The organism is Nonomuraea gerenzanensis (assembly GCF_020215645.1).
Classification (GTDB): domain Bacteria; phylum Actinomycetota; class Actinomycetes; order Streptosporangiales; family Streptosporangiaceae; genus Nonomuraea; species Nonomuraea gerenzanensis.
The window spans coordinates 1,793,249-1,814,735 of the sequence record NZ_CP084058.1 but is presented as its reverse complement, the minus strand read 5'-3'; the positions used below and the strand labels follow the sequence as shown (position 1 = coordinate 1,814,735).

Genomic DNA, 21,487 nt, shown 5'->3' with positions numbered 1-21,487 from the left:
GCCCTACGCGTCGGTGTCCTTCGGGTGCCGGTCAGAGGCGTACACCAAGTGGACGGTGCGCCGGTCCGCGTCGATGAGGTATCTCACGCGTCCAGCAGCAGTCACCTCGAACTCCCATTGGGGCAGGTCCCGGCCACCGAAGCTCGCGGTGGCCAGACGGCCGCGCAGCCGGTGCTGCCGATCAGGGTTCTCCGTGAAGAGCGGGTCGTTTCTCAGCCTCTCGTAACAGCGACGGGCATTCGACGGAGCTTGCGCGCACAACGCCGCCCATCCTTTGGCCGCTTCGTTCGTGGCGAACCGTACGCGCCATTCGTCGCCGATCGGAGGCGGCGCCACGTCGTCCCCGCGCTTCGGGCTCACGGCGCGAGCACCTCACCATGGTCCTCGTCCGGCAAAGGGCGGGTGAGGCTGGCGGTCAGAGCCGGGTCGGCCAGGATGCGAGCGGTCGCCCGCCACTCGGCGATCACCCGGTGCAGAGTGGCGTGGACATCCAGCTCAACGGCGTCCTTGGTGGCGTCGACCAGGTCCCGCACGAACTCTCGCTGCTCGTCGGCCGACAGATGCCGGGCCCACGAGAAGACGGCGGGGAGCGCGTGCTCGACCGCCCGGACGCCTACCTCACTCAGGACGAGCGCCGAGAGCAGGTGAGCCACGACACTCGCGGTCTCCTCCCGCTCCCGGTCGTGCCGGGCGGTCGTGAGGTAGAGGTCCTCACCGTCACGCCGCCTGATGTGCACGCGATGCGCACGGCTGACGGTCTCGGCGACTTCCTTGGAATGTTTGGAGAGATCGCTGAAAGGAACCGTCGGCGTATCCATGCGACGACAGTACTTCGGAACTTATTCCGAAGTCAATTGCGCTACTCGTCGCCCTCCACCCGCATCACACTCGCCACAGCCCGAACGATGTCCAGCTCCCGCAACCCCGCCATCGTCGCCGACAACGCGGCATCCGTGGCCCGGTGGGTGACGATGACGAGCTGGGCGTCGTCACCGTGCCCCTCCTGCCGGACGGTCTGAATCGACACGTCGTGCTTGGCGAACAGCTCCGCCACCTGCGCCAGCACGCCCGGCTTGTCGGCGACGTCCAGGGCCACGTGGCAGCGGGTGACGGTCTCGCCCATGGGATGGACGGCCAGGTCGGCGTAGGTGGACTCCTCGGGGCCGCGGGTGCCCGCCAGGCGGTTGCGGCCGACGGCGACCAGGTCGCCGAGGACGGCGGAGGCGGTGGGGGCGCCGCCCGCGCCCTTGCCGTAGAACATGAGCTGGCCCGCCGACTCCGCCTCGACGAAGACCGCGTTGTACGCCTCGCGCACCCCCGCCAGCGGGTGGGAGCGCGGGATCATGGCCGGGTGCACCCGCACGCCGAAGGAGCGGCCGTCGTCGGAGCGGGCGCAGATGGCCAGCAGCTTGATGACGTAGCCCATGGCCTTGGCGGAGGCCACGTCGGTGGCGGTGATCTCGGTGATGCCCTCGCGGTGCACCTCGTCGGCACGCACGCGGCTGTGGAAGGCGAGCCCCGCCAGGATGGCGGCCTTGGCGGCGGCGTCGAAGCCCTCGACGTCGGCCGTCGGGTCGGCCTCGGCGTAGCCGAGCGTCTGGGCCTCCTCCAGGGCGTCGGTGAAGGAGGCGCCCGTGGAGTCCATCTTGTCGAGGATGTAGTTGGTGGTGCCGTTGACGATGCCGAGCACCCGCTTGACGTGGTCGCCCGCCAGTGACTCGCGCAGGGGCCGCAGCAGCGGGATGGCGCCGGCCACGCTGGCCTCGAAGTACAGGTCGCCCTTGCCCGCCCTGGCGGCCTCGTGCAGGGTCGAGCCGTCCTCGGCCAGCAGCGCCTTGTTGGCGGTGACCACCGACTTGCCCCTGGACAGGGCGGCGACGATGAGCGAGCGGGCCGGCTCGATGCCGCCGATGACCTCGATCACGATGTCCACGTCGTCGCGGGTGACCAGCGACTCGGCGTCGGTGGTCAGCAGCGCGGGATCGACGTCGATGTCGCGCTTGCGGCCCAGGCGGCGCACGGCGACCCCGGCCAGCTCCAGCGGCGCGCCGACGCGGGCGGCCAGGTCGTCGGCCTGCTCGTGCATGAGCCTGATGACCTGCGAGCCGACGACTCCGCAGCCCAGCAGAGCCACTTTCAGCGGTTTCACAGCTGCCCCCTCAACAGGTCGTCCTCGGTCTCGCCCTGCATGATCACCCGGGAGGCGCCGTTGGAGACGGCGACCACGGCGGGTCTGGGCAGGTAGTTGTAGTTGCTGGCCAGCGAGCGGCAGTAGGCGCCGGTCGCGGCCACGGCGATCAGGTCGCCGGGGGCGAGGTCCGCCGGCAGGTGGAAGTCGCGCACGATGATGTCGCCGCTCTCGCAGTGCTTGCCGACCAGGCGGCTGAGCATGGGCTCGGCGTCGCTGGCCCGGCTGACCAGCGCGGCGGTGTACTCGGCGCCGTACAGGGCCGTGCGCACGTTGTCGCTCATGCCGCCGTCGATGCTCACGTACGTGCGCAGCCCCTCGACGTCCTTGATGGTGCCGACCTCGTAGAGGGTGATGCCGCCTGGGCCGACGACGGTGCGGCCCGGCTCGACGGTCAGGCGGGGCACGGGCAGGCCCGCGTCCACGCACACCTTGGCGACGATCTCACGCAGACTGTCGGCCAGCTGCTTGATGTCGGGCGCCTCGTCGCCTTCGACGTAGGCGATGCCGTAGCCGCCGCCGAGATCCAGCTCGGGCAGCACCACGCCGTGCTCGTCCTTGATCTGCACGAGCAGCGCGGTCAGGCGGCGCGCGGCCACCTCGAACCCGGCTGTGTCGACGATCTGGGAGCCGATGTGCGAGTGCAGCCCGACCAGCTCCAGCTGGGGCAGGGCCAGGATCCGGCGGACGGCCTCGGCCGCCGCCCCGGTGTTCAGCGAGAGGCCGAACTTCTGGTCGTCGTGCGCGGTCGCGATGAACTCGTGCGTGTGCGCCTCGACCCCGGTGGTGACCCTGATCATCACCTTGGGACGCTTGCCGTGCTGCTCGGCGAGGTAGCCGAGGCGGGCGATCTCGTCGTAGGAGTCGACCACGATGTGCCCGACCCCGGCCTCCAGGGCCCTGGTCAGCTCGGCCACGGACTTGTTGTTGCCGTGCATGGTGATGCGCTCGGCGGGGAAGCCGACGCTCAGCGCGACCGCCAGCTCGCCGTTGCTGGCCACGTCGAGCCCGAGGCCCTCCGCCTCCAGCCAGCGCACGATCTCCTTGCACAGGAATGCCTTGCCGGCGTAGTGGACCTCGGAGCCGGCGAACGCGGTGGCGTAGTCACGCATGCGCGAGCGCACGTCGTCCTCGTCGAGGACGTAGAGCGGCGTGCCGTACTCGCGGGCCAGGTCGCGGACGTCCACGCCGCCGACCGTGAGCGCGCCATCGGTCCGGGTCGACGTTCGGGGCCAGATCGCGGGGTTGATCCGGTTGAGGTCGGCGGGCGCCAGCGGGGGGCGCTCCTGGGGCAGCATCTCGGCGTGCCGGTCCCCGGCGGGATGGGCGAATCGACTCACCCGATCGAGGCTATCGGAAGCGCAAGTACGCCATGACCCTCTGCCCACGTATCGAGACGCGATCAAGCCCGAGAAGGGATATTTTTACGATTTTTCGCCGTTTAGCCGGATATTTTGTGACGCGTTAGATGCGATCCGGTCCCGGAAGCACCTTGCGCACCACGTCCGCGACCCGCACGCGAGCCGCGTGCACGGCCCCCGGCTCCTCGTCACCCTTCGGAACGGCGGGCGCCCGCTCGTGCGCGTCGTGGTAGGCGAGCGCGAGCCGCAGGAGATAACCCTCCCACCCCGGCTCCCTGCTGACCAGCCGTCCGGGCAGCTCGGCCAGCACCCGCAGCACCGCCCGGTGGTGACGATCGGACAGCTCCCGCGCCTCGAAGCCACCCGGCACCCCCAGTTGCCCGGCCCACCTGAGCACGGCGCAGGCCCGCGCGTGCCCGTACCGCACCACGAAGCCGGGGTTGTCCCAGGTACGCGGGAAGTCCGGCCAGACCGGCTGAAAGGGGATGGCCGCAGGCTCGGCGTCCAGCGGAGGTTCCGTCAGGACGATCCGCAGGAAGCCCCGCCCCTCGACCGCCACGCCGGCCACCCCGTCGAGCCCCCGCACCCGGGCGGCCAGCTCCTCGGCGGGCACGCGGCGGCGCAGGGCGGCGGCCGAGACGTACCCGGCCGCCCGCTCCCACGTGCCCTCGGGCACGGGCGGCTCCCCCAGCACCTCGGCCAGCTCGTCGGGCAGCGTCATGGGAGCGACCCTACGCGCCCCGGGCGAGCACTCAGATGAGCGCGTGCGGCTCGGCCGACCCGTACTCGACCAGGTGCGCGGCCCCGAGGAGCCAGCGGTCCTCGTCACGCACCCGCACGTAGCCGAACCGGTCGGCCGAGAAGACCTTGATCCCGTCCGTACGGCACTGCCGCATGAGGACCTCGTCCCAGCCCTCGGTGAGGTCGGCGAAGCCCAGCTCGCGCAGCGTGTTGCGGCGGGCCAGCAGGGTGCCGCCGGTGATCTCGGGCAGGTAGGCGTACTCGGCCTCCGGCTGCTTGAGCAGCGTGGCCTGCGGCTTGCGCAGGTGGGCGTAGAAGGCGGCCTTGCCGACGATGTCGGCGGTGCTGAACAGGAAGGCGCGCCGCAGGTCCGACAGATAGTGCGGGCCGTAGACGTCCCGCGGGTCCATGACCGCCACGAGGTCGGCCTCGCACAGGTCGATGCCGGCGTTCAGCATCGCGCCCTCGGTCATCGCCGCCTGCGGGCGGCGGTGGATGACCTCCACGTCCGGCAGCACGTCGCGGGCCCGCAGCTCGGCCTCGGGCGGGCCGATGATGACGACCTGGTCGACGCCGGACTGCTTGGCGACCTGGGCCAGGGCGTGCTCCAGCAGGTACGGGTCGAGCACGGGCAGCAGGACGGAGGTGTTGAGCGTGGCGCGGGCACTGGGCAGGCCGATGGCGTCGAGCAGCTCGTCGACGCGCTCGCTCATCGTGCCCATCGCGTACGCCCTGCGCAGCGCCACGTGCGCGCGCCGGGAGTCGGCCTCGGTGCCGATCGGCGTGCCGCAGGCGGCGATCTCGGCCAGCCGCCACTGCGGGGTGCCCGGCGGGCAGTCGGCGGCGGCGGGCCAGCGGTAGGAGGTCAGCACGTCGGGGTAGGCCAGGTGCTCGGGCAGCAGCTGGTCCAGCGTGAGCACGCGGTCGATGCGGCCCCCGGACAGCGGCAGCGGGTTGTGCACCCGGGGCTGCACGCCGTACTGCAGCCGCGGCCAGGCCACGGTCAGGTCGGCGGTGAAGCGGTGCTCGAACAGGTCGGCCGCCGCCGCGTACGCCGACACGTCGCCCTTGGTGTGCCAGAACACCGTGCGGATGCCGCGCTCGGCGCACCAGGCCAGCAGCGCCTTGAGCCCCTCGCCGGGCTCGCCGGTGATCTCCTCGGCCCACGGGCCCTGGGTGACGGACTCGACGACGAGCAGGTGCGGCACCTCCAGGGGCAGCACCCTGGCGAAGTCGCGGGGCGTGAAGCCGGTCGTCTGGCGCCACTCGTAACGCAGCAGCGCCTCGGCGTGCGGGTCGGCGATCACCGCGGCCGTCAGGTGCGGGCGCGTGTTCGGACCGGTCGGCACGCGGAAGGGCTTGAGCTTGAAGGAGGCGCCGCCGAGCGTCCTGGTCGTGGTGGTGGCCTGGAAGGCGGCTCCGGGGCGCTCGTCCTTGGGCTTGGCGGTGCCGGCGACCGGCTTGCGCTTGGGCGCGCTGGGGCGCTTGACGGGCTTGGCGGCGCCCTTGAGGCCCCTGGCCAGGCGGACCGGATTGCTCTTGCCGCTCTTGATGGCGTCGCCGAGCCTGCTCCAGCGGGCGACCTTCATCGAGGAGAGCTTCCACTGCGCCACCTCGGCCTGGAAGCGCTGCTCCGCCAGCTCCCTGCGCAGCTTGTCGGAGGTGGCCTGCTCGGCCGACAGCCGCTCCTCGGCCTCGCCGAGCTGCTCGGCCAGCACCTTGGCCGCCTCGGCGCTCTCCTGCGCCGCGGCCAGCTCGGCCTGGGCGGCGTCCAGCAGCCTGGCCAGCTCAGCCGCCCGCTCGGCCTGCGCGATCGCATCGCGCAACGCCCGTCGCGTGCTCTCCAGCTCTGTGGACACCAGCCCTCCTCCGTCGGTCCGGTGTCAAGACACTGCGTCTCATCGTTCACTCACTACGTTCGCGAACCGGACCTCCGCTCTCGTAGCCCGCCAAAGGATACTCTTTGCCGAGAAGCGTCTCGAAGGGATTGAGATCCGGTGCAGTTCAACGTGCGGCCCTACGTCTGCGGCGCTCTAGGCCGGATCGACACCGCCGTGCTCGGCAAGCTGATGGCGGCGGGGCCCAAGGTCTGGCCCGCGCTGCAGTCGGCCGATGCCGCGCTGTTCAGCTCCTCGCCGTTGCCGCCCTACCACCGGGCCGGCGACGCGTACGCCTTCGCCTGGGGCGAGCGCAGGCCGAAGACCGCCGAGGACGAGTGGATCACGGTCGCGGAGACGTACGAGACGCCCGGGCTGATCGGTGACGGGCGGAAGGTGACGCTGCACACGGGTGCGCTGGGCCTGGTGGACGTCTACTACGTGCGGCTGGGCGAGGCGGTCTACTTCTCGTCCCTGATCCAGCCGCTGCTCAGCCTGGTGCCCGTCCGGATCGACTGGTCGGCGTGGGCCTCGATCCTCCAGGTGACGTTCCCGCTGGGCGAGGCGACGCCGTACACCGAGGTCAAGCGGCTGCCGGGGGCCAGCGCGCTGGTGTTCGAGCACGGCCGGCCGGCCACCGAGCGGCGGTTGCCGCGGTGGCTGCGGACGGAGCCGTACGAGAAGTGGATCAGCCCGCGGGAGATCGTCGAGCTGCTGCACGGCGTCTACGAGGACTACGCGGGGCGCAGGCTGCTGGTCCCGGTCAGCGGCGGCTACGACTCGCGGCTGCTGGCGAGCGTGGCCTCGGCGCGCGGGTTCGACGTGGAGTCGTGGACGACCAGCCCCGACGACGGCACCGACACCGACATCGCGTTCGCCAGGTCGATCACCAGGGAGCTGGGCATCCCGCACCGGGTGGTCACGCAGGACCCCGCCGACTACCCGGCCGACGCGATGGAGGTGGCGCGCAGGCTGGAGTATCTGACGCCGCACCACGCCTGGTACGCGCCCTTCGCCAAGGAGGTGCACGGCGCGGGCCGGATCCTCGTGGACGGGCTGGCCGGCGGCCCGCTGCTGAAGAACTTCATGGTCAGCGGGGCCGCGCTGGAGGCCAGGACCCAGGCCGACCGGTCGGCGGCCGTGCTGGCCTCGCTCTCGCTGGGCCAGCCGACACAGCCGTTCCTGTCGAAGGCCGCGCTGCAGTGGATGGACGAGACGGTGCGCGAGCAGTTCCTGGCCACCACCTCGATGCTGCACGGGCACCGGGCCGAGCTGCCGCTGTCGGTGCTGCACACCAGGACCGTGCGGGGCATCGCGCGCTCGGCGGTGAACCTGGTGGGCCCGGAGGCGTCGTTCGCCGCGCCGTTCATCCACCCGGAGTTCTTCGACGCCGCGCTGTCGGTGGGCGTGGCGCGCAAGGACAAGGGCCGCTTCTACCGCGAGGTGCTGTACGCGGCCAACCCGCGGGTCGCCGCTCTGCCCTCGACGAACGTGATCAAGCAGCCGCTGCAGCGGGTGCCGTTGCGCTCCACGGCGGCTCCGGCCCGCGCCTATTCGCACCGCATGCTGGAGGTTCTGGCCACCCGGGTACCGAGCCTGCTGTCGGATGAGCTGCACGAGGTGGTCGCCGGCGGGCCCGACGCGCTGACCAGGTTCAACGGCTGGAACGATCGATTCTGGGTGCGCGGTCTGGTGCTGTTCGGCCTCTGGCTGAACGACTTCGAAACCGACCTCTCCGACCTGGCCACTCCTTTTTAGTGAACTCTCGGTAACAGGGCGATTACATCCTGATCTCGCGGGTATTACACGTCGCACAGCAGAAGCGGGTTCCGGAAAGCCAACGGGCTGGTAGTGTTCGGCCCGTAAGCGCCGCACAAACGGGCACCAGATCACAAATCAGGTCCCGGTTTAGGGCAGTGGAGTTCGCAGGGATGACGACTCCACGCGGCGCGGTCACCAGATAACAACGCCGGGGCAACCGGTGACTTCGTCCTGCCCACATCTCTTCCTGTGAGCGACATCATGATCAACGCATCCCCAACGCCGGAGCCGATCTCCGAGGCCTTCGTCTCGGAGGACCCAGCCTGGTACAAGCGGGCGGTGTTCTACGAGGTTCTCGTCCGGGGGTTCAAGGACTCCAACGGCGACGGCACCGGCGACCTGCGCGGCCTCATCGAGAAGCTGGGCTATCTCGAGTGGCTCGGCGTGGACTGCCTGTGGCTGCTGCCCCTGTACGAGTCGCCGCTGCGTGACGGCGGATACGACATCTCGGACTACATGAAGATCCTCCCTGACTTCGGGGACCTGGGGGACTTCGTGGCGCTGATCGAGAAGGCCCATGAGAAGGGCCTGCGGATCATCACCGATCTCGTGATGAACCACACCAGTGATCGGCACCCGTGGTTCCAGGCGTCCCGGCACGACCCTGAGGGGCCGTACGGCGACTTCTACGTCTGGTCCGACAACCCCGGCGGCTACCCCGACGCGCCGATCATCTTCATCGGCGCCGAGGAGTCCAACTGGACCTACGACCCGGTGCGCAAGCAGTACTACTGGCACCGCTTCTTCCACCACCAGCCGGACCTGAACTATGACAACCCGGCGGTGCAGGAGGCCATGCTGGAGGTGCTGCGCTTCTGGCTGGACCTCGGCATCGACGGCTTCCGGCTGGACGCGGTGCCGTACCTGTTCGAGCGCGAGGGCACGGCGTGCTCCGGGCTGCCGGAGACGCACGCGTACCTGAAGAAGATCCGCGCGGAGGTCGACCGCCTCTACCCGGACCGGGTGCTGCTGGCCGAGGCCAACGGCTGGCCCGAGGACGTGGTGGAGTACTTCGGCGACCCCACCACGGGCGGTGACGAGTGCCACATGGCCTTCCACTTCCCGCTCATGCCGCGCATCTACATGGCGGTCAAGAAGGAGACCCGCGAGCCGATCTCCGAGATCATGTCCCGCACGCCCAAGCTGCCGGAGAAGGCGCAATGGGGCATCTTCCTGCGCAACCACGACGAGCTCACGCTCGAGACGGTGACCGAGGAAGAGCGCGACTACATGCACAAGGAGTACGCCAAGGACCCGCGCATGCGGGCCTACCTGGGCATCCGCCGCCGCCTGGCCCCGCTGCTCGACAACGACCGGGACCGGATCGAGCTGTTCACCGCGCTGCTGCTGTCGCTGCCCGGCTCGCCGGTCATCTACTACGGCGACGAGATCGGCATGGGCGACAACATCTGGCTGGAGGACCGCGACTCGGTCCGCACCCCGATGCAGTGGAGCCCCGACCGCAACGCCGGGTTCTCCTCGGCCGACCCGGGCCGGCTCTACCTGCCCGCCGTCATGGACCCGATCTACGGCTACCAGGCGGTCAACGTGGAGGCCCAGCAGCGGCACGAGGGGTCGCTGCTGCACTTCACCCGCAAGATGCTGGAGATCCGCCGCAGGCACCCCGTGTTCGGCGTGGGGGCCTACACCGAGATGTGGTCGTCGAACCCGTGCGTGCTCACGTACGTGCGCGAGGACGGCGACGACGTCATGCTCTGCGTCAACAACCTGTCCAAGTTCCCGCAGCCCGTCGAGCTGGACCTGCGGCGCTTCGAGGGCATGACGCCCGTCGAGGCCAGGGGCGGGGTGCCGTTCCCCGCGATCGGAGAGCTGCCCTACCTGCTCACCCTGCCGGGGCACGGCTTCTACTGGTTCGCGCTGAAGAAGCCCGAGGACAGCCTCATCGAGAGGTGACCGGCACCTGGGCACGGGCCGCGCGGCGCGCCGGGATGAGCGCCACCGCGAGGGCCGTGCCCACGGCGACCAGCACCGCCACACCCAGCGTCAGGGGCGACGGCGCGCGGCCGATGCCCGCGCCGACGCCGCTGGTGTGGCCCTGCCAGTCGATCAGCCCGGTGACGACGGAGACCCCCGCCGCCGCGCCCACGCCCACGCCCAGCACCACGAGCAGCCCCGTGCCGGTCACCAGCGTGGCCATGACCTGGCGCGGGGTCAGCCCCATGGCCTTGAGCACGGCCAGGTCGAAGGCGTGGTCACGCAGCCCCAGCGCGCTGGCGGTGAGCAGGTTGGCCAGGCCGATCAGGGTCAGCACCGCGATCAGCGCCACGATCACCACCCTGATGATCGACAGCCGGTCGGCCGGGTTGACCGCGGCCTGCACGTCCAGGCCCTCCCGCGAGCTGGCCAGCAGCCGGCCGCGCACCTCCAGCGGGTCGGCGCCCGGCTTGAGCGCCAGCGCGTAGTACTCGGGCGGCACCGCGTCCTTGGCCGCCAGGCTGTCGAGCCCCACCGACAGCACCTCGCCGTCCTGCTCGGGCTCGACGGTCCTGCCGACGATCCTGACGATCAGCGGCGTGCCGCCCACCGTGAGCCGCACCCGGTCGCCGATCTTGAGGCCGAGCAGGTCCAGCAGGCCCTGCCCGGCGACCGCCTCGCCCTGGCGGGCGTACATGCGGCCCTCCACCACCGGGAACGGGTACGGGGCCGTCGAGCTGCCGATGGCCCGCACCCGCACGGACCGGGCCTCGCCCGGGGCCAGCGCGTTCACGTCGGTGCCCGGGTAGACCTCGGTCACGTCCTTGTCCTGGCCGGCCAGGCGCTCGGCGACGGCCGGCTCCTCCTTGCCCGGCTTGACGTACAGGGCGGCGTGCTGGCCCACCTGCTCGGGATGGGCGGAGAAGTTGTCGAGGGTGGCCCACACGCCGAGCCCGATCGTGGTCATCATCATCGGCACGGCCAGGCCGAACGCCGTCAGGAACGCCGGGACCCGCCGGGTGAACGCGTCTCTGGTGCCCAGGACGAGGGCGGGCGGCAGGCGTACGAGCAGGGCCAGGCGCGCCAGCCGGGACAGGTGGCCCCGGGGCGGCGCGGCGGGCACGTCGGGGATCGGCGGCGTGCGGCCGCCCCGCCAGGCGGGCACGCCGACGGCGGCCAGCACCACCAGGGCCGTGCCGGCCACGATGGCCAGCACGGGGATGGGCGCGACGGAGCCCGCGCCGAGCATCGCCGCCATCACGCCCCAGCCCGCCACGGCGCCGATCGCGACGCCGGACAGGCCGAGCGCGCCGTGCTCGACCAGGAGCAGCAGCGCGACCTGGCCCCTGGTGAAGCCCATGGACTTGAGCGTGGCCAGGTCGCGGAGCTGGCCCAGCACCCGGCCGCCGGCGGCGTTGGCCAGCGCGAGCGCGGCGGCCACCAGCCCGACCACGCCGAACAGCGCGAGCAGCGTGCCCAGCAGCCGGTTGTCCAGCTCCATCGCGGACCTGACCTCGCGCCAGGTGTAGACGCGCTGGAGCCGGTCCTCCAGCAGCACGACCACGCGCTGCGAGACGACCTGTGCGGCCTCGGGGTCGGTCAGGCGCAGGCCGGTGACCCACTCGCTGCGGCCCAGCATGGGCTCGACGCGGTCGAGCATCACGGGCAGCACGTAGGCCAGGCCGGGCGTCCACTCAGGGTAGAAGCCCTGGTCGGCGGAGTCGGCGATGCCGCGCACGTACAGGGTGTGGCGCTCGCCGTTGATCGTGATGATCGTGAACGGCGCGCCGAGCCGCAGCCCCAGCGAGCGGGCGAACGAACGCTCGACCACCACCCCGTCGGGCTGCGACGGGTCCAGCCAGCGGCCCTCCGCCACCAGAGGGTGCGCCGCCGCGGCCGGGGTGGCCGGCATCGCGCGCAGCGAGGCCGGCTCCTTCTTGCCGTTCTGCGCCACCGTGACGGGCGCGGAGCGGTACGGGCCCGCGGTCTGCGCCACGCCGTCGATGCCGCCCAGCGCGACCTGGGGGCTGTCCTTGGTGTAGATCCACACGTGCGCGCCGTCGGTCTGGGCCGACAGGCTGCGCCAGGGGTTCGTGCTGTCCTCCAGCAGGGTCGCGGCGGTGATGAGCGCGGCCACGATGCCGGCCACGGCCAGCACGGTGAGCACCGCCTGCCCTGTCCGGGCCCGCAGGTCGGCCCTGATCCACCGGCTACCGGCCCGCAGCGTGCTCATCGGAGGTCGATCACCTCGCCGGCCGTCCGTGTACGGCGGCGCGCGATGCGGCCGTCGTCGACGATCTCCCCGTCGAACAGCGACACCAGCCGGTCGGCCAGGCTGGCCACCCGGGCGTCGTGGGTGACCATGACGATGCTCTGCCCCTGCTTGTGCACCTCGCCCAGCAGGCGCAGCACGTCACGGGTGTTGCGGCTGTCGAGGTTGCCCGTCGGCTCGTCGGCCAGCAGCAGGCTGGGCTCGTTGGCCAGCGCCCTGGCCAGCGCGACCCGCTGCTGCTCGCCGCCGGAGAGCTGGGCGGGCGCGGCGTCGGCCCTGTCGGTCAGGTTGAGCGCGGCCAGCAGGCTCTCGCGGCGCTCGCGGGCCACCTTGGGCGAGGCGCCGGCCAGCAGCGCGGGCAGCTCCACGTTGTCGCCGACCGTCATGTTGGCGACCAGGTTGAAGAACTGGAAGACGAAGCCGATCTTCTTGCGCCGCAGCAGCGCCCAGGCGCTCTCGGAGAGCGTGTCCACGCGCTTGCCGTCGAGCCAGATCTCGCCGCTGGTGCGCGCGTCGAGGCCGCCCAGCATGTGCACGAGCGTGGACTTCCCCGAGCCCGACGGACCCATGATCGCGACGAACTCCCCCGGCTCGACCTGCAGATCCACGCCGCGCACGGCGGGGACGGGCACTGCGCCATCCTGGTAGATTTTGACCAGATTGACCGTTTTCACAACCGGGCTCATGCCAGATCCTCCTGGCAGCGTTCGAGCCAGTCAAGATCTGCCTGTAGATGCAACATGGCCCCTTCGATGAGCAGCATCGCCACCCGATCGGTCGGCGCGGTGCGGGACAGCAGGTCGTTCAGGTCGCTCATCAGCGACAGGTAGTGCCGGCGCTGACGGCTGATCAGCGCCATCCTGTCGGCGATGCCGGTGAGCGGGGCGAGCACGAGCTTCATGAAGAACTCGTCACGCACCCTGGGGCCCTCGGTCGGCTCGTCCACCCAGGCTTCGAGCGACTCACGGCCCTTCGCCGTCAGATAGTAGACCTTCTTGTTGGGCCGGTTGGACTGCTCCACGTCCACGGCCCTGATGAGGCCGTCCTTCTCCAGCCTGCCGAGGGTGACGTAGATCTGCCCGATGTTCGGGGACGGATAGGCGCTGCCGAAGGTCTGCTCAAGCGCTTGTTTGAGCTCGTAGCCATGGGCAGGCTCTTTCGCCAGGAGCGCCAGCAGGTGAGGCCGCACCGCTCTCCCCTCCTCGCTCTGTTACGTACGCGTTACAGAGCAATCCGTTGACCTACAGATTACCGCTGTGCATAACATGAATGCATCTACCTAACACGTATGTAATTCGACCTGAATGCGGAGGAAACAGGGTGTTTCGCTCGCTGGTGGCGTTGCTGGCCGTGTCCCTGGCGGCCGGCTGTGCTGCGGCGGGCGACGAGGGCGGCGGCGAGACGGGGACGGGCGGAACAGGCCCGATCACCTTCGCCACCGGACGCGACACCACGGCGTACCTGCAACCCCTGCTGGATCGCTGGAACCAGGCCCACCCGGCCGAGAAGGTGACGCTGCTGGAGCTGCCCGAGGCCGCCGACGAGCAACGCGCTCAGATCGCGGCCAACCTGCAGGCCCAGAGCAGCCGGTACGACGTGCTGGGGCTCGACGTGGTGTGGACTGCCGAATTCGCGGAGAACGGCTGGATCATCCCCCTGGAGCGCGGGTTGTTCCCGCTCGACAGGTTCCTGCCGCCCGTCGTGGAGACGGCCGTCTACAAGGACAAGCTCTGGGCCGTTCCGTACACGAGCAACGCTGGGCTGCTCTACTACCGGAAGGACCTGGTCAAGAAGCCGCCCCGGACGTGGGCCGAGCTTCGCGACCAAGCACGCGCAATCACGAAAAAGCACAACATTGGGGGGTACGCGGGACAGTTCCTGGCCTACGAGGGGCTCACGGTCAACTTCTCCGAGGCCGTCCAGTCGGCCGGCGGGGAGCTGGTCAGCCGTGACGGCACCGAGGTGACCCTCGATCCGGCCAAGGGCGGGATCGCACTCGAGTTCCTGCTCCAGGGTCTGCGCGAGGGCTGGATCCCCAAGGAGTCGCTGAGTTACAAGGAGGAGGAGTCACGCCTGGCCTTCCAGGAGGGCCGGCTGGCCTTCGCCCGTAACTGGCCGCACGCGTACGGACCGGCCAGGGCCGAGCTGGGCGACAAGCTGGGCGTGACCCGGCTGCCCGGCCTCGACGGGCCCGGCTCCAGCACGCTGGGCGGCGCCAACCTGGCCATCAGCGCCTACTCCAAGCACCAGCACACCGCGCAGGAGTTCATCCGCTACTTCACGAGCCTGGAGAACGAGCGCCGGGTCCTGACCGACGGCTCGTTCCCGCCCGTGTGGACCGAGCTCTACGACGACGCCGAGCTCATCGAGCGCTTCCCCTACCTGCCCGTGCTCAAGGAGAGCATCCTCGCCGCCCGGCCACGGCCGGTGAGCGCGAACTACAACCAGCTGAGCCTGGTGATCGCAAGCTCGGTCGCCAAGGCGCTCGGCAACCCCTCCCCCGAGTCCGCCGACGATGTCGCGGCCTCCATGAAGTCCGAACTCGAAGAGATCATCAGAACCCAGTGAGGCAGCCATGCGAAAAGGCAGTGCAGCAGCGATCCTGGCCGGGCTCGCGGTAGCCGTCGCCGCCTGCGGCAACGCACCGACGACGACCGAGCCCACGGCCGCCGGATCGGCGTCGGCGACCAGCGGCGGCGCCAAGCCGCTCCAGGGCGTCAAGATCGAAGTGGCCGCCAAGTGGACCGGCGCCGAGCAGAAGAACTTCGAGCAGGTGCTGGCGGCCTTCACCGCCAAGACCGGCGCCGAGGTCACCTACGCCTCCACCGGTGAGGACACCGGCGCCTACCTCGGCCCGCGCATCCAGGGCAACAACCCGCCGGACGTCGCGATCCTGCCGCAGCCCGGCCTGGTGGAGCAGTACGTCGAGCAGAACGCGCTCAAGCCGCTGACCCCCGAGGTCACCAAGGAGATCGACGCCAACTACACGCCGTACTGGAAGGAGCTCGGCTCCGTCGACGGCAAGGTGTACGGCGTGCTCGTCAAGGCGGCGCACAAGTCGCTGGTGTGGTACCGGTCGCAGGCGTTCGAGGACGCGGGCGTGCAGCCGCCGACCAACTGGGACGAGCTGGTCAAGGCCGCACAGACCGTGGCCGACTCCGGCACCCCGCCGTTCTCGCTGTGCGGCGCCTCCGGCTGGACGCTGACCGACCTCTTCGAGAACGTCTACCTGTCCACCGCGGGCCCGGAGAACTACGACAAGCTCTCCGACCACGAGATCCCGTGGACCGACCCGACCGTGGGCGTGGCGCTGGAGAAGATCGCGCAGATCGCCTCCAAGAACGACTACCTGGTCGACGGCACCTCCGGCACCATGCAGACCGACTTCCCGACCTGCGTGACCAAGGTGTACGGCACCGACAAGGCCGCCATGGTCATCGAGGCCGACTTCGTGGCCGTCGAGGCCGTGAACGCGGGCGCCAAGGTCGGCGAGGAGGCCAAGTACTTCCCGTTCCCGAAGGCCGGTGACACCACCCCGGTCGTGCTCGGCGGCGACGTGGCCGTGGCCATGAAGGACACCCCCGGCGCGATGGCGCTGGTGCAGTTCCTGGCCTCCAAGGAGGGTGGCGAGGTCTGGGCCAAGCTGCCCGGCTACCTGTCGCCCAACAAGAACGTCTCGCCCGACAACTACCCGGACGAGCTGACCAAGCAGCTCGGCCAGACGATCGTCTCCGCCGGCGACGCCGTCCGCTACGACATGTCCGACCTGGCGCCCAGCGCGTTCGGCGGCACCGACGGCAAGGGCGAGTGGAAGGTCCTGCAGGACTTCCTGCGCGACCCGAGCGACGTCAAGGGCACCCAGGAGGCGCTCGAAGCAGAGGCCAAGAAGGCCTGGAAGTAAAGAGGTAAGGCCGTGACCGAACGGTTGGACGGCCGGCAGGACCCGCCCGCGGCGCAGACCGCGGGCGGCACCTCCACCGGACCGGCTGAAACCCCCCGTACCAGAAAACGCCTCGGCCCCTCGCCGGCGGTCGCCATCGCCTTCCTCCTCCCGGCAGCGGTGCTGCTGGGGATCTGGGTGGTCTATCCGATCGTCTACTCGATCATCCGCAGCCTCTACGGCGCCAACGGGTTCACCGAGTTCGTCGGGCTTGGCAACTACATCTCGATCTTCACCGATGCGGGCACGCTGACGACGATCCGCAACAACCTGATCTGGGTGATCGTCGCCCCGATCATCGTCACCGTGCTGGGCCTGATCTTCGCCGTGCTGACCGAGCGCATCAAGTGGTCCACGGCGTTCAAGCTGATCGTGTTCATGCCGATGGCCGTCTCGCTCATGGCGGCGGGGGTCATCTTCCGCCTCGTCTACGAGCAGAGCCCGGACAAGGGCCTGGCCAACGCCATCCTCACCACCGTGGCCGACACGTTCTCCTCCTCGCAGGGCTATCCGGACGCCCGGCCGCGCGAGGGCGACCAGTCGCAGGTCGCCGCGCAGGACGGCGCGGTCGTCACCAAGCAGCCCGCCCAGGCGGGCACGCCGGTGCTGATCCCGATCGTCGGCGTCAAGCCGGAGATCATGCCGTCCAACGCGCAGCCCGCCAAGCCCGCCCCCGCGGGCGACGCCCTGTCGGGGACCGTCTGGTTCGACTTCACGCAGGGCGGCGGCGGCCAGAGCGGCGTCGTGGACGGCACCGAGAGGGGCCTGCCCGGCATGACCGTCGAGGCGGTGCAGAACGGCCAGGTCGCGGGCACCGCCACGACGGCCGAGGACGGCACGTTCCGCTTCGAGGGCCTGGCGCCAGGCGCCTACACCGTACGGCTGCCGCAGTCGAACTTCCAGGCCTCGTACGGCGGCCTGCAGTGGCTGGGCCCGACACTCATCACCCCCGCGATCATCGGCGCGTTCGTCTGGGTGTGGGCCGGCTTCGCCATGGTGCTGCTCGCGGCCGGGCTCGCGGCGATCCCGCGCGACGCCCTGGAGGCGGCCCGCATCGACGGCGCGACGGAGTGGCAGGTGTTCCGCAAGATCACCGTGCCGCTGCTGTCGCCGGTCCTGCTCGTCGTCTTCGTGACGATGATCATCAATACGCTGAAGGTGTTCGACCTGGTGTTCATCATCGCGCCGGCCTCGGTGCAGCCGCAGGCGAACGTGGTCGCGCTGGAGATGTGGCGCGTGTCGTTCGGCGGCGGGAACAACCAGGGGCTGGGCAGCGCGCTGGCGATCTTCCTGCTCATTCTGGTCCTTCCCTTCATGGTCATGAACATCCGGCGGTTCAGGAGGGGAGAGTCATGACGACCGCGACAGCCACAGCGCCACCCGCGGGCTCGTCCGGGCTGGAGTCGGGAGCGCCGCGCAGGGGCATCGCCAGCAAGATCGTCGACAAGCTGGGCAGCGGTGCCGTCCAGGTCGTGATGATCCTGCTCGGCCTGTTCTGGCTGGTGCCGACGCTCGGCCTGCTGGTCGTCTCGCTGCGCACCAACCAGGTCAACAGCGCGGAGGGCTGGTGGACGATCTTCACCAAGCCGGCCGAGCTGACCATCCAGAACTACGCCAACCTGCTGGGCAGCGGCTTCTCCGCGTCCTTCTGGAACACGGTCGCGATCACGGTGCCGACCACGGTGCTGGTGATCGGCATCGCGGCCATGGCCGGGTACGCGTTCGCGTGGATGGACTTCCCCGGCAGGGACGCGGCGTTCCTCGTGGTCGTCGGGCTGCTGATCGTGCCCATCCAGATCGCGCTGATCCCCATCGCCTCGTTCTACGGCAGCACCGGGATCTTCGGCAGCATCCCCGGCGTGGTGCTGTTCCACGTGGCGTTCGGCCTGCCGTTCGCGATCTTCCTGCTGCGCAACTTCTTCGTCGGCATCCCGGGCTCGCTCCTGGAGGCCGCGCGCATGGACGGGGCGTCGGAGTGGAAGATCTTCGTCTCGGTGGTCTTCCCGCTGGGCAAGCCCGCCATCGCCTCGCTGGGCATCTTCCAGTTCCTGTGGGTGTGGAACGACATGCTCATCGCGCTGGTCTTCGCCGACACCGGGAACCAGCCGATGACCAAGTACCTGCAGTCTCAGATGCGGCAGTTCGGGTCGAACACCGACATTCTCTCGTCCGGTGCGTTCATGTCGCTGATCATTCCGCTGGTCCTGTTCTTCGCGTTCCAGCGGTACTTCGTGCAGGGCATGATGGCCGGCTCCGTCAAGTGACGGCGGCCTGAACGGGCGCCCGCTCTCGGGGGCGGGCGCCCTCGCATGTCTGTGGGGAATCCCAAGTAACGCCCATTCGGGCATTTTCGATGCTTTTTCATGAAGCGTCTTCTCGCCCTCACCGCGGCAGCCTTCCTCACGCTTCCCCTCACCCCCGCCGCCGCCGACCCGGCGGGCACGCCCGGCGCACCGGGCGCGGGCGACCCGTACTTCCCCGGCCAGGGCAACGGCGGCTACGACGCCCTGCACTACGACCTCACCCTCGGCTACGACCCCGACTCCGGCCGCCTGTCCGGCCGCGCCGTCATCGCGGCGCGTGCCACGCAGGCGCTGAGCCGCTTCAACCTCGACCTCGTCGACACGCTGTCCGTACGGTCCGTGACCGTGGACGGCAGGCCCGCCTCGCACGCGCAGAGCGGCTCCGAGCTGGTGGTCACGCCGGCCAGGCCGGTGCGCGACCGGCGCGGCTTCTCGGTCGTGGTCCGGTACGACGGCCAGCCCACCCACGTCATCGACCCCGACGGCGCCATGGACGGCTGGATCAAGACCGGCGACGGCGTCTACAACGCCAACGAACCCCAGGGCGCGATCACCTGGTACCCCGGCAACCACCACATGACGGACAAGGCGACCTACCGCTTCACCGTCACCGTGCCCAGCTCCCGGGTGGCGGTGGCCAACGGCGACCTGGTGCGCAAGGCGTCGAAGGGCGGGCGCACCACGTACGTGTGGAACTCCCGCGAGCCGATGGCCGGCTATCTGGCCACGGTGTCGATCGGGATCGCCCAGCTCACCGACCGCCGGATCGGCGGCTACCGGGTGACCACGTCCGTTGATCCCCAGGCGGCCGGTGACGCCACGGGCTTCGCCGAGCGGCATCCGCCGGTGCTGGACTTCTTCAGCGGGCTGTTCGGGCCGTACCCGTACTCCTCGACGGGCGGGATCGTGGACCACGCGCCCGAGGTCGGCTACGCGCTGGAGACGCAGACCAGGCCGATCTACCCGCGCGTGCCCAGCCAGTCGCTGCTCGCGCACGAGCTGGCGCACCAGTGGTTCGGCAACTCGGTGACGCCCACGCTGTGGCGCGACATCTGGCTGAACGAGGGCTTCGCCACGTACGGCGAGTGGCTGTGGGCCGACAAGCTCGGGACGCAGAGCGTGCAGGCAGCCTTCGACGAGGCGTACGCGCGGCCGGCCGAGGACGACTTCTGGCAGGTCCCGACCGCCGACCCCGGCGGCCCGGAGAACCTCTTCCACGCCCCCGTCTACGACCGCGGCGCGATGACGCTGCACGTGCTGCGGGGCGCGGTCGGCGACGCCGCGTTCTTCGCGATCCTGCGGGCCTGGGCGGGCGAGCACAGGTACGGCAACGCCGACACCGCCGCCTTCGTCGCGCTGTCGGAGCGGGTGTCGGGCCAGGACCTCGGGGCCCTGTTCGACGCGTGGCTCTTCAAGCCCGGCAAGCCGTCGTTGTGATCATTCTGGTACGGCTTGTCCCTGGGTTTGGGCCGCAAGCCGTACCAGACCTGACTAAGCTCAACGGCCATGGCCGGTCGTCCGTTGAACGAAGTCGTCGAAGCGGGTTGGGCACGCGCGCTGGAGCCCGTGTCCGAGCAGATCTCCGTCATGGGAGAGTTCCTGCGCAAGGAAATCGCCGAAGGCAGGCAGTACCTGCCCGCCGGCGCCCACGTCCTGCGTGCCTTCAGCCAGCCCTTCGACGAGGTCAAGGTGCTGATCGTGGGGCAGGACCCGTATCCGACGCCCGGGCACCCCGTCGGGCTGTCGTTCTCGGTGGCGCCCGACGTGCGGCCGCTGCCCGGCAGCCTGCTCAACATCTACAAAGAGATGGAGACCGACCTCGGGCTCCCGCGCCCCTCCAACGGCGACCTGACGCCGTGGGCCGAGCAGGGTGTCCTGCTGCTCAACAGGGTGCTCACCGTGATGCCGGGCAAGCCCGCCTCGCACCGGGGCAAGGGCTGGGAGCAGGTCACCGAGCAGGCCATCCGCGCCCTGGTGGCGCGCGAGAAGCCGATGGTGGCGATCCTCTGGGGCCGCGACGCCCGCAACCTGGCGCCCATGCTCGGCCAGGTGCCGCGCATCGAGTCCGCGCACCCGTCCCCGCTCTCCGCGCGCAGCGGATTCTTCGGCTCGCGGCCGTTCAGCCGGGCCAATGAGCTGCTTGTCGCGCAAGGCGCGGCGCCTGTGGAGTGGAAGCTGCCCTAGCATCGTCGCCATGAGTGATGAACCGAAGTTCCTGCGCCTGACGGTCGAGCTGACCGTGGAGGTGCTTGACATGGACGCGCTGCAGGCAGCGGCGCTGGCCGAGATCCGGCATCCCGACGCCGATCTCACCGATGAGGAGCGCACCGAGCAGGCCGAGCTGGTCGGCTCCGACGACTCCGGCGCCTCGGCGCTGCAGTGGCTGATCGAGCCCGACCACGTGCTGCAGCTCGTCGACCACATCAGCGAGATCGAGCCGCGCGAGGCCGTCCTCGGCGTGGAGCCGTCCGAGGGGCCGAGCGAGGAAGAGGACGACGAAGAGCACGACCACGCGTGATGTACGGCGGCGGCCACGGCGTTCTGCGGACGTCGTGGCTTTTCGCTGTCCGGGCCGGGGTGCGCTGATGAGCGTGGCCTTCGGCGGCCCGGCACAGGATGCGCTGGTGATCGTCGTTTCTCGCTGCCCGGCGTAGGGCGCGCTGATGATCGTCGTTGCTTGCCGCCCGGCGTAGGATGCGCTGATGATCGTCGCTTTCTCCATCACCCCGCTGGGCGTCGGCGAAGGGGTCGCCGAGCCCGTCGCCCGCGCCGTCAAGGTGGTCCGCGACAGCGGGCTGCCCAACCGCACCGACGCCATGTTCACCACGATCGAGGGCGAGTGGGACGAGGTCATGGCCGTCGTCAAGCGCGCCGTGGACGCCGTGGCCGAGGTCGCTCCCCGGGTGAGCCTCGTACTCAAGGCCGACCTGCGCGAGGGCGTCACGGACGGTATGACGTCCAAGATCGAGTCTTTGGAGCGCCACCTCTCCTGACATAACGCGATATATCTTGACCTCTCCACCGACGCGTCATATCGTGTTGCCCTGTG

19 protein-coding genes are annotated in these 21,487 nt (G+C 70.2%); 10 read left to right on the top strand and 9 right to left on the bottom strand.

Annotated elements, in window-relative coordinates:
- Nucleotides 1–3 precede the first annotated feature (3 nt).
- The 6 genes from LCN96_RS08840 to LCN96_RS08815 form a co-directional block, all read right to left on the bottom strand.
- Nucleotides 4–360: a hypothetical protein gene (locus LCN96_RS08840; RefSeq protein WP_225272097.1), complete on the bottom strand. Its 357-nt coding sequence runs from the start codon at nucleotides 358–360 to the stop codon at nucleotides 4–6.
- A complete protein-coding gene (locus LCN96_RS08835) occupies nucleotides 357–818 on the bottom strand; it encodes a hypothetical protein (protein WP_225272096.1) in 462 nt (153 codons plus the stop codon). The genes LCN96_RS08840 and LCN96_RS08835 overlap by 4 nt, the downstream gene beginning before the upstream one ends.
- A gap of 41 nt (nucleotides 819–859) precedes the next feature.
- The gene (locus LCN96_RS08830; RefSeq protein ID WP_263657458.1) at nucleotides 860–2,149 is read right to left on the bottom strand and encodes a homoserine dehydrogenase; all 1,290 of its coding nucleotides are present in this window, start codon (nucleotides 2,147–2,149) and stop codon (nucleotides 860–862) included.
- Nucleotides 2,146–3,528: a diaminopimelate decarboxylase gene (gene lysA / locus LCN96_RS08825; RefSeq protein ID WP_225272095.1), complete on the bottom strand. Its 1,383-nt coding sequence runs from the start codon at nucleotides 3,526–3,528 to the stop codon at nucleotides 2,146–2,148. Before lysA ends, LCN96_RS08830 begins: the two co-directional genes overlap by 4 nt.
- Nucleotides 3,529–3,652: 124 nt before the next feature.
- A complete protein-coding gene (locus tag LCN96_RS08820) occupies nucleotides 3,653–4,270 on the bottom strand; it encodes a DALR anticodon-binding domain-containing protein (RefSeq protein WP_225272094.1) in 618 nt (205 codons plus the stop codon).
- A gap of 31 nt (nucleotides 4,271–4,301) precedes the next feature.
- Nucleotides 4,302–6,149 (bottom strand): hypothetical protein, encoded by a 1,848-nt coding sequence (locus LCN96_RS08815; RefSeq protein WP_225272093.1) that lies wholly within the window; start codon nucleotides 6,147–6,149, stop codon nucleotides 4,302–4,304.
- 138 nt (nucleotides 6,150–6,287) lie between these two features.
- On the opposite strand from LCN96_RS08815, the gene LCN96_RS08810 reads away from it, so the two are divergent.
- Nucleotides 6,288–7,925 carry an asparagine synthetase B family protein gene (locus LCN96_RS08810; protein ID WP_225272092.1) on the top strand — a complete coding sequence of 546 codons (1,638 nt, stop codon included), beginning with the start codon at nucleotides 6,288–6,290 and terminating at the stop codon, nucleotides 7,923–7,925.
- Between the two features lie 264 nt (nucleotides 7,926–8,189).
- On the top strand, nucleotides 8,190–9,902 hold the full coding sequence (gene treS, locus LCN96_RS08805; protein WP_225272091.1) for a maltose alpha-D-glucosyltransferase: 1,713 nt from the start codon (nucleotides 8,190–8,192) through the stop codon (nucleotides 9,900–9,902).
- Here treS and LCN96_RS08800 read toward each other — a convergent pair.
- From LCN96_RS08800 to LCN96_RS08790, 3 genes are read right to left on the bottom strand one after another with little or no spacing between them, the layout of a single operon-like run.
- Nucleotides 9,889–12,156, bottom strand: a complete 2,268-nt coding sequence (locus LCN96_RS08800) for an ABC transporter permease (RefSeq protein WP_225272090.1) — start codon at nucleotides 12,154–12,156, stop codon at nucleotides 9,889–9,891. The two genes, treS and LCN96_RS08800, sit on opposite strands and share 14 nt — an antisense overlap.
- On the bottom strand, nucleotides 12,153–12,881 hold the full coding sequence (locus LCN96_RS08795; protein WP_225272089.1) for an ABC transporter ATP-binding protein: 729 nt from the start codon (nucleotides 12,879–12,881) through the stop codon (nucleotides 12,153–12,155). Before LCN96_RS08795 ends, LCN96_RS08800 begins: the two co-directional genes overlap by 4 nt.
- Nucleotides 12,878–13,384: a PadR family transcriptional regulator gene (locus LCN96_RS08790; protein WP_185109639.1), complete on the bottom strand. Its 507-nt coding sequence runs from the start codon at nucleotides 13,382–13,384 to the stop codon at nucleotides 12,878–12,880. The genes LCN96_RS08795 and LCN96_RS08790 overlap by 4 nt, the downstream gene beginning before the upstream one ends.
- Before the next feature lie 131 nt (nucleotides 13,385–13,515).
- Here LCN96_RS08790 and LCN96_RS08785 point away from each other — a divergent pair, with 131 nt between their 5' ends.
- From LCN96_RS08785 to LCN96_RS08750, 8 genes are all read left to right on the top strand, one after another.
- Nucleotides 13,516–14,763 carry an ABC transporter substrate-binding protein gene (locus LCN96_RS08785; protein WP_225272088.1) on the top strand — a complete coding sequence of 416 codons (1,248 nt, stop codon included), beginning with the start codon at nucleotides 13,516–13,518 and terminating at the stop codon, nucleotides 14,761–14,763.
- A gap of 7 nt (nucleotides 14,764–14,770) precedes the next feature.
- Nucleotides 14,771–16,096, top strand: a complete 1,326-nt coding sequence (locus tag LCN96_RS08780; protein ID WP_225272087.1) for an ABC transporter substrate-binding protein — start codon at nucleotides 14,771–14,773, stop codon at nucleotides 16,094–16,096.
- Nucleotides 16,097–16,108: 12 nt separating this feature from the next.
- Nucleotides 16,109–17,491, top strand: coding sequence for an ABC transporter permease (locus LCN96_RS08775; RefSeq protein WP_225272086.1), 1,383 nt, complete (start codon nucleotides 16,109–16,111; stop codon nucleotides 17,489–17,491).
- Nucleotides 17,488–18,399, top strand: a complete 912-nt coding sequence (locus LCN96_RS08770) for a carbohydrate ABC transporter permease (RefSeq protein WP_225272085.1) — start codon at nucleotides 17,488–17,490, stop codon at nucleotides 18,397–18,399. The genes LCN96_RS08775 and LCN96_RS08770 overlap by 4 nt, the downstream gene beginning before the upstream one ends.
- 99 nt (nucleotides 18,400–18,498) lie before the next feature.
- Nucleotides 18,499–19,875, top strand: coding sequence for a M1 family metallopeptidase (locus LCN96_RS08765; protein WP_225272084.1), 1,377 nt, complete (start codon nucleotides 18,499–18,501; stop codon nucleotides 19,873–19,875).
- A 69-nt stretch (nucleotides 19,876–19,944) separates the two neighbouring features.
- Nucleotides 19,945–20,622 (top strand): uracil-DNA glycosylase, encoded by a 678-nt coding sequence (locus tag LCN96_RS08760; protein WP_225272083.1) that lies wholly within the window; start codon nucleotides 19,945–19,947, stop codon nucleotides 20,620–20,622.
- A gap of 10 nt (nucleotides 20,623–20,632) precedes the next feature.
- A complete protein-coding gene (locus LCN96_RS08755) occupies nucleotides 20,633–20,956 on the top strand; it encodes a hypothetical protein (RefSeq protein WP_225272082.1) in 324 nt (107 codons plus the stop codon).
- A gap of 184 nt (nucleotides 20,957–21,140) precedes the next feature.
- The gene (locus LCN96_RS08750; RefSeq protein WP_225272081.1) at nucleotides 21,141–21,431 is read left to right on the top strand and encodes an MTH1187 family thiamine-binding protein; all 291 of its coding nucleotides are present in this window, start codon (nucleotides 21,141–21,143) and stop codon (nucleotides 21,429–21,431) included.
- Nucleotides 21,432–21,487 lie beyond the last annotated feature (56 nt).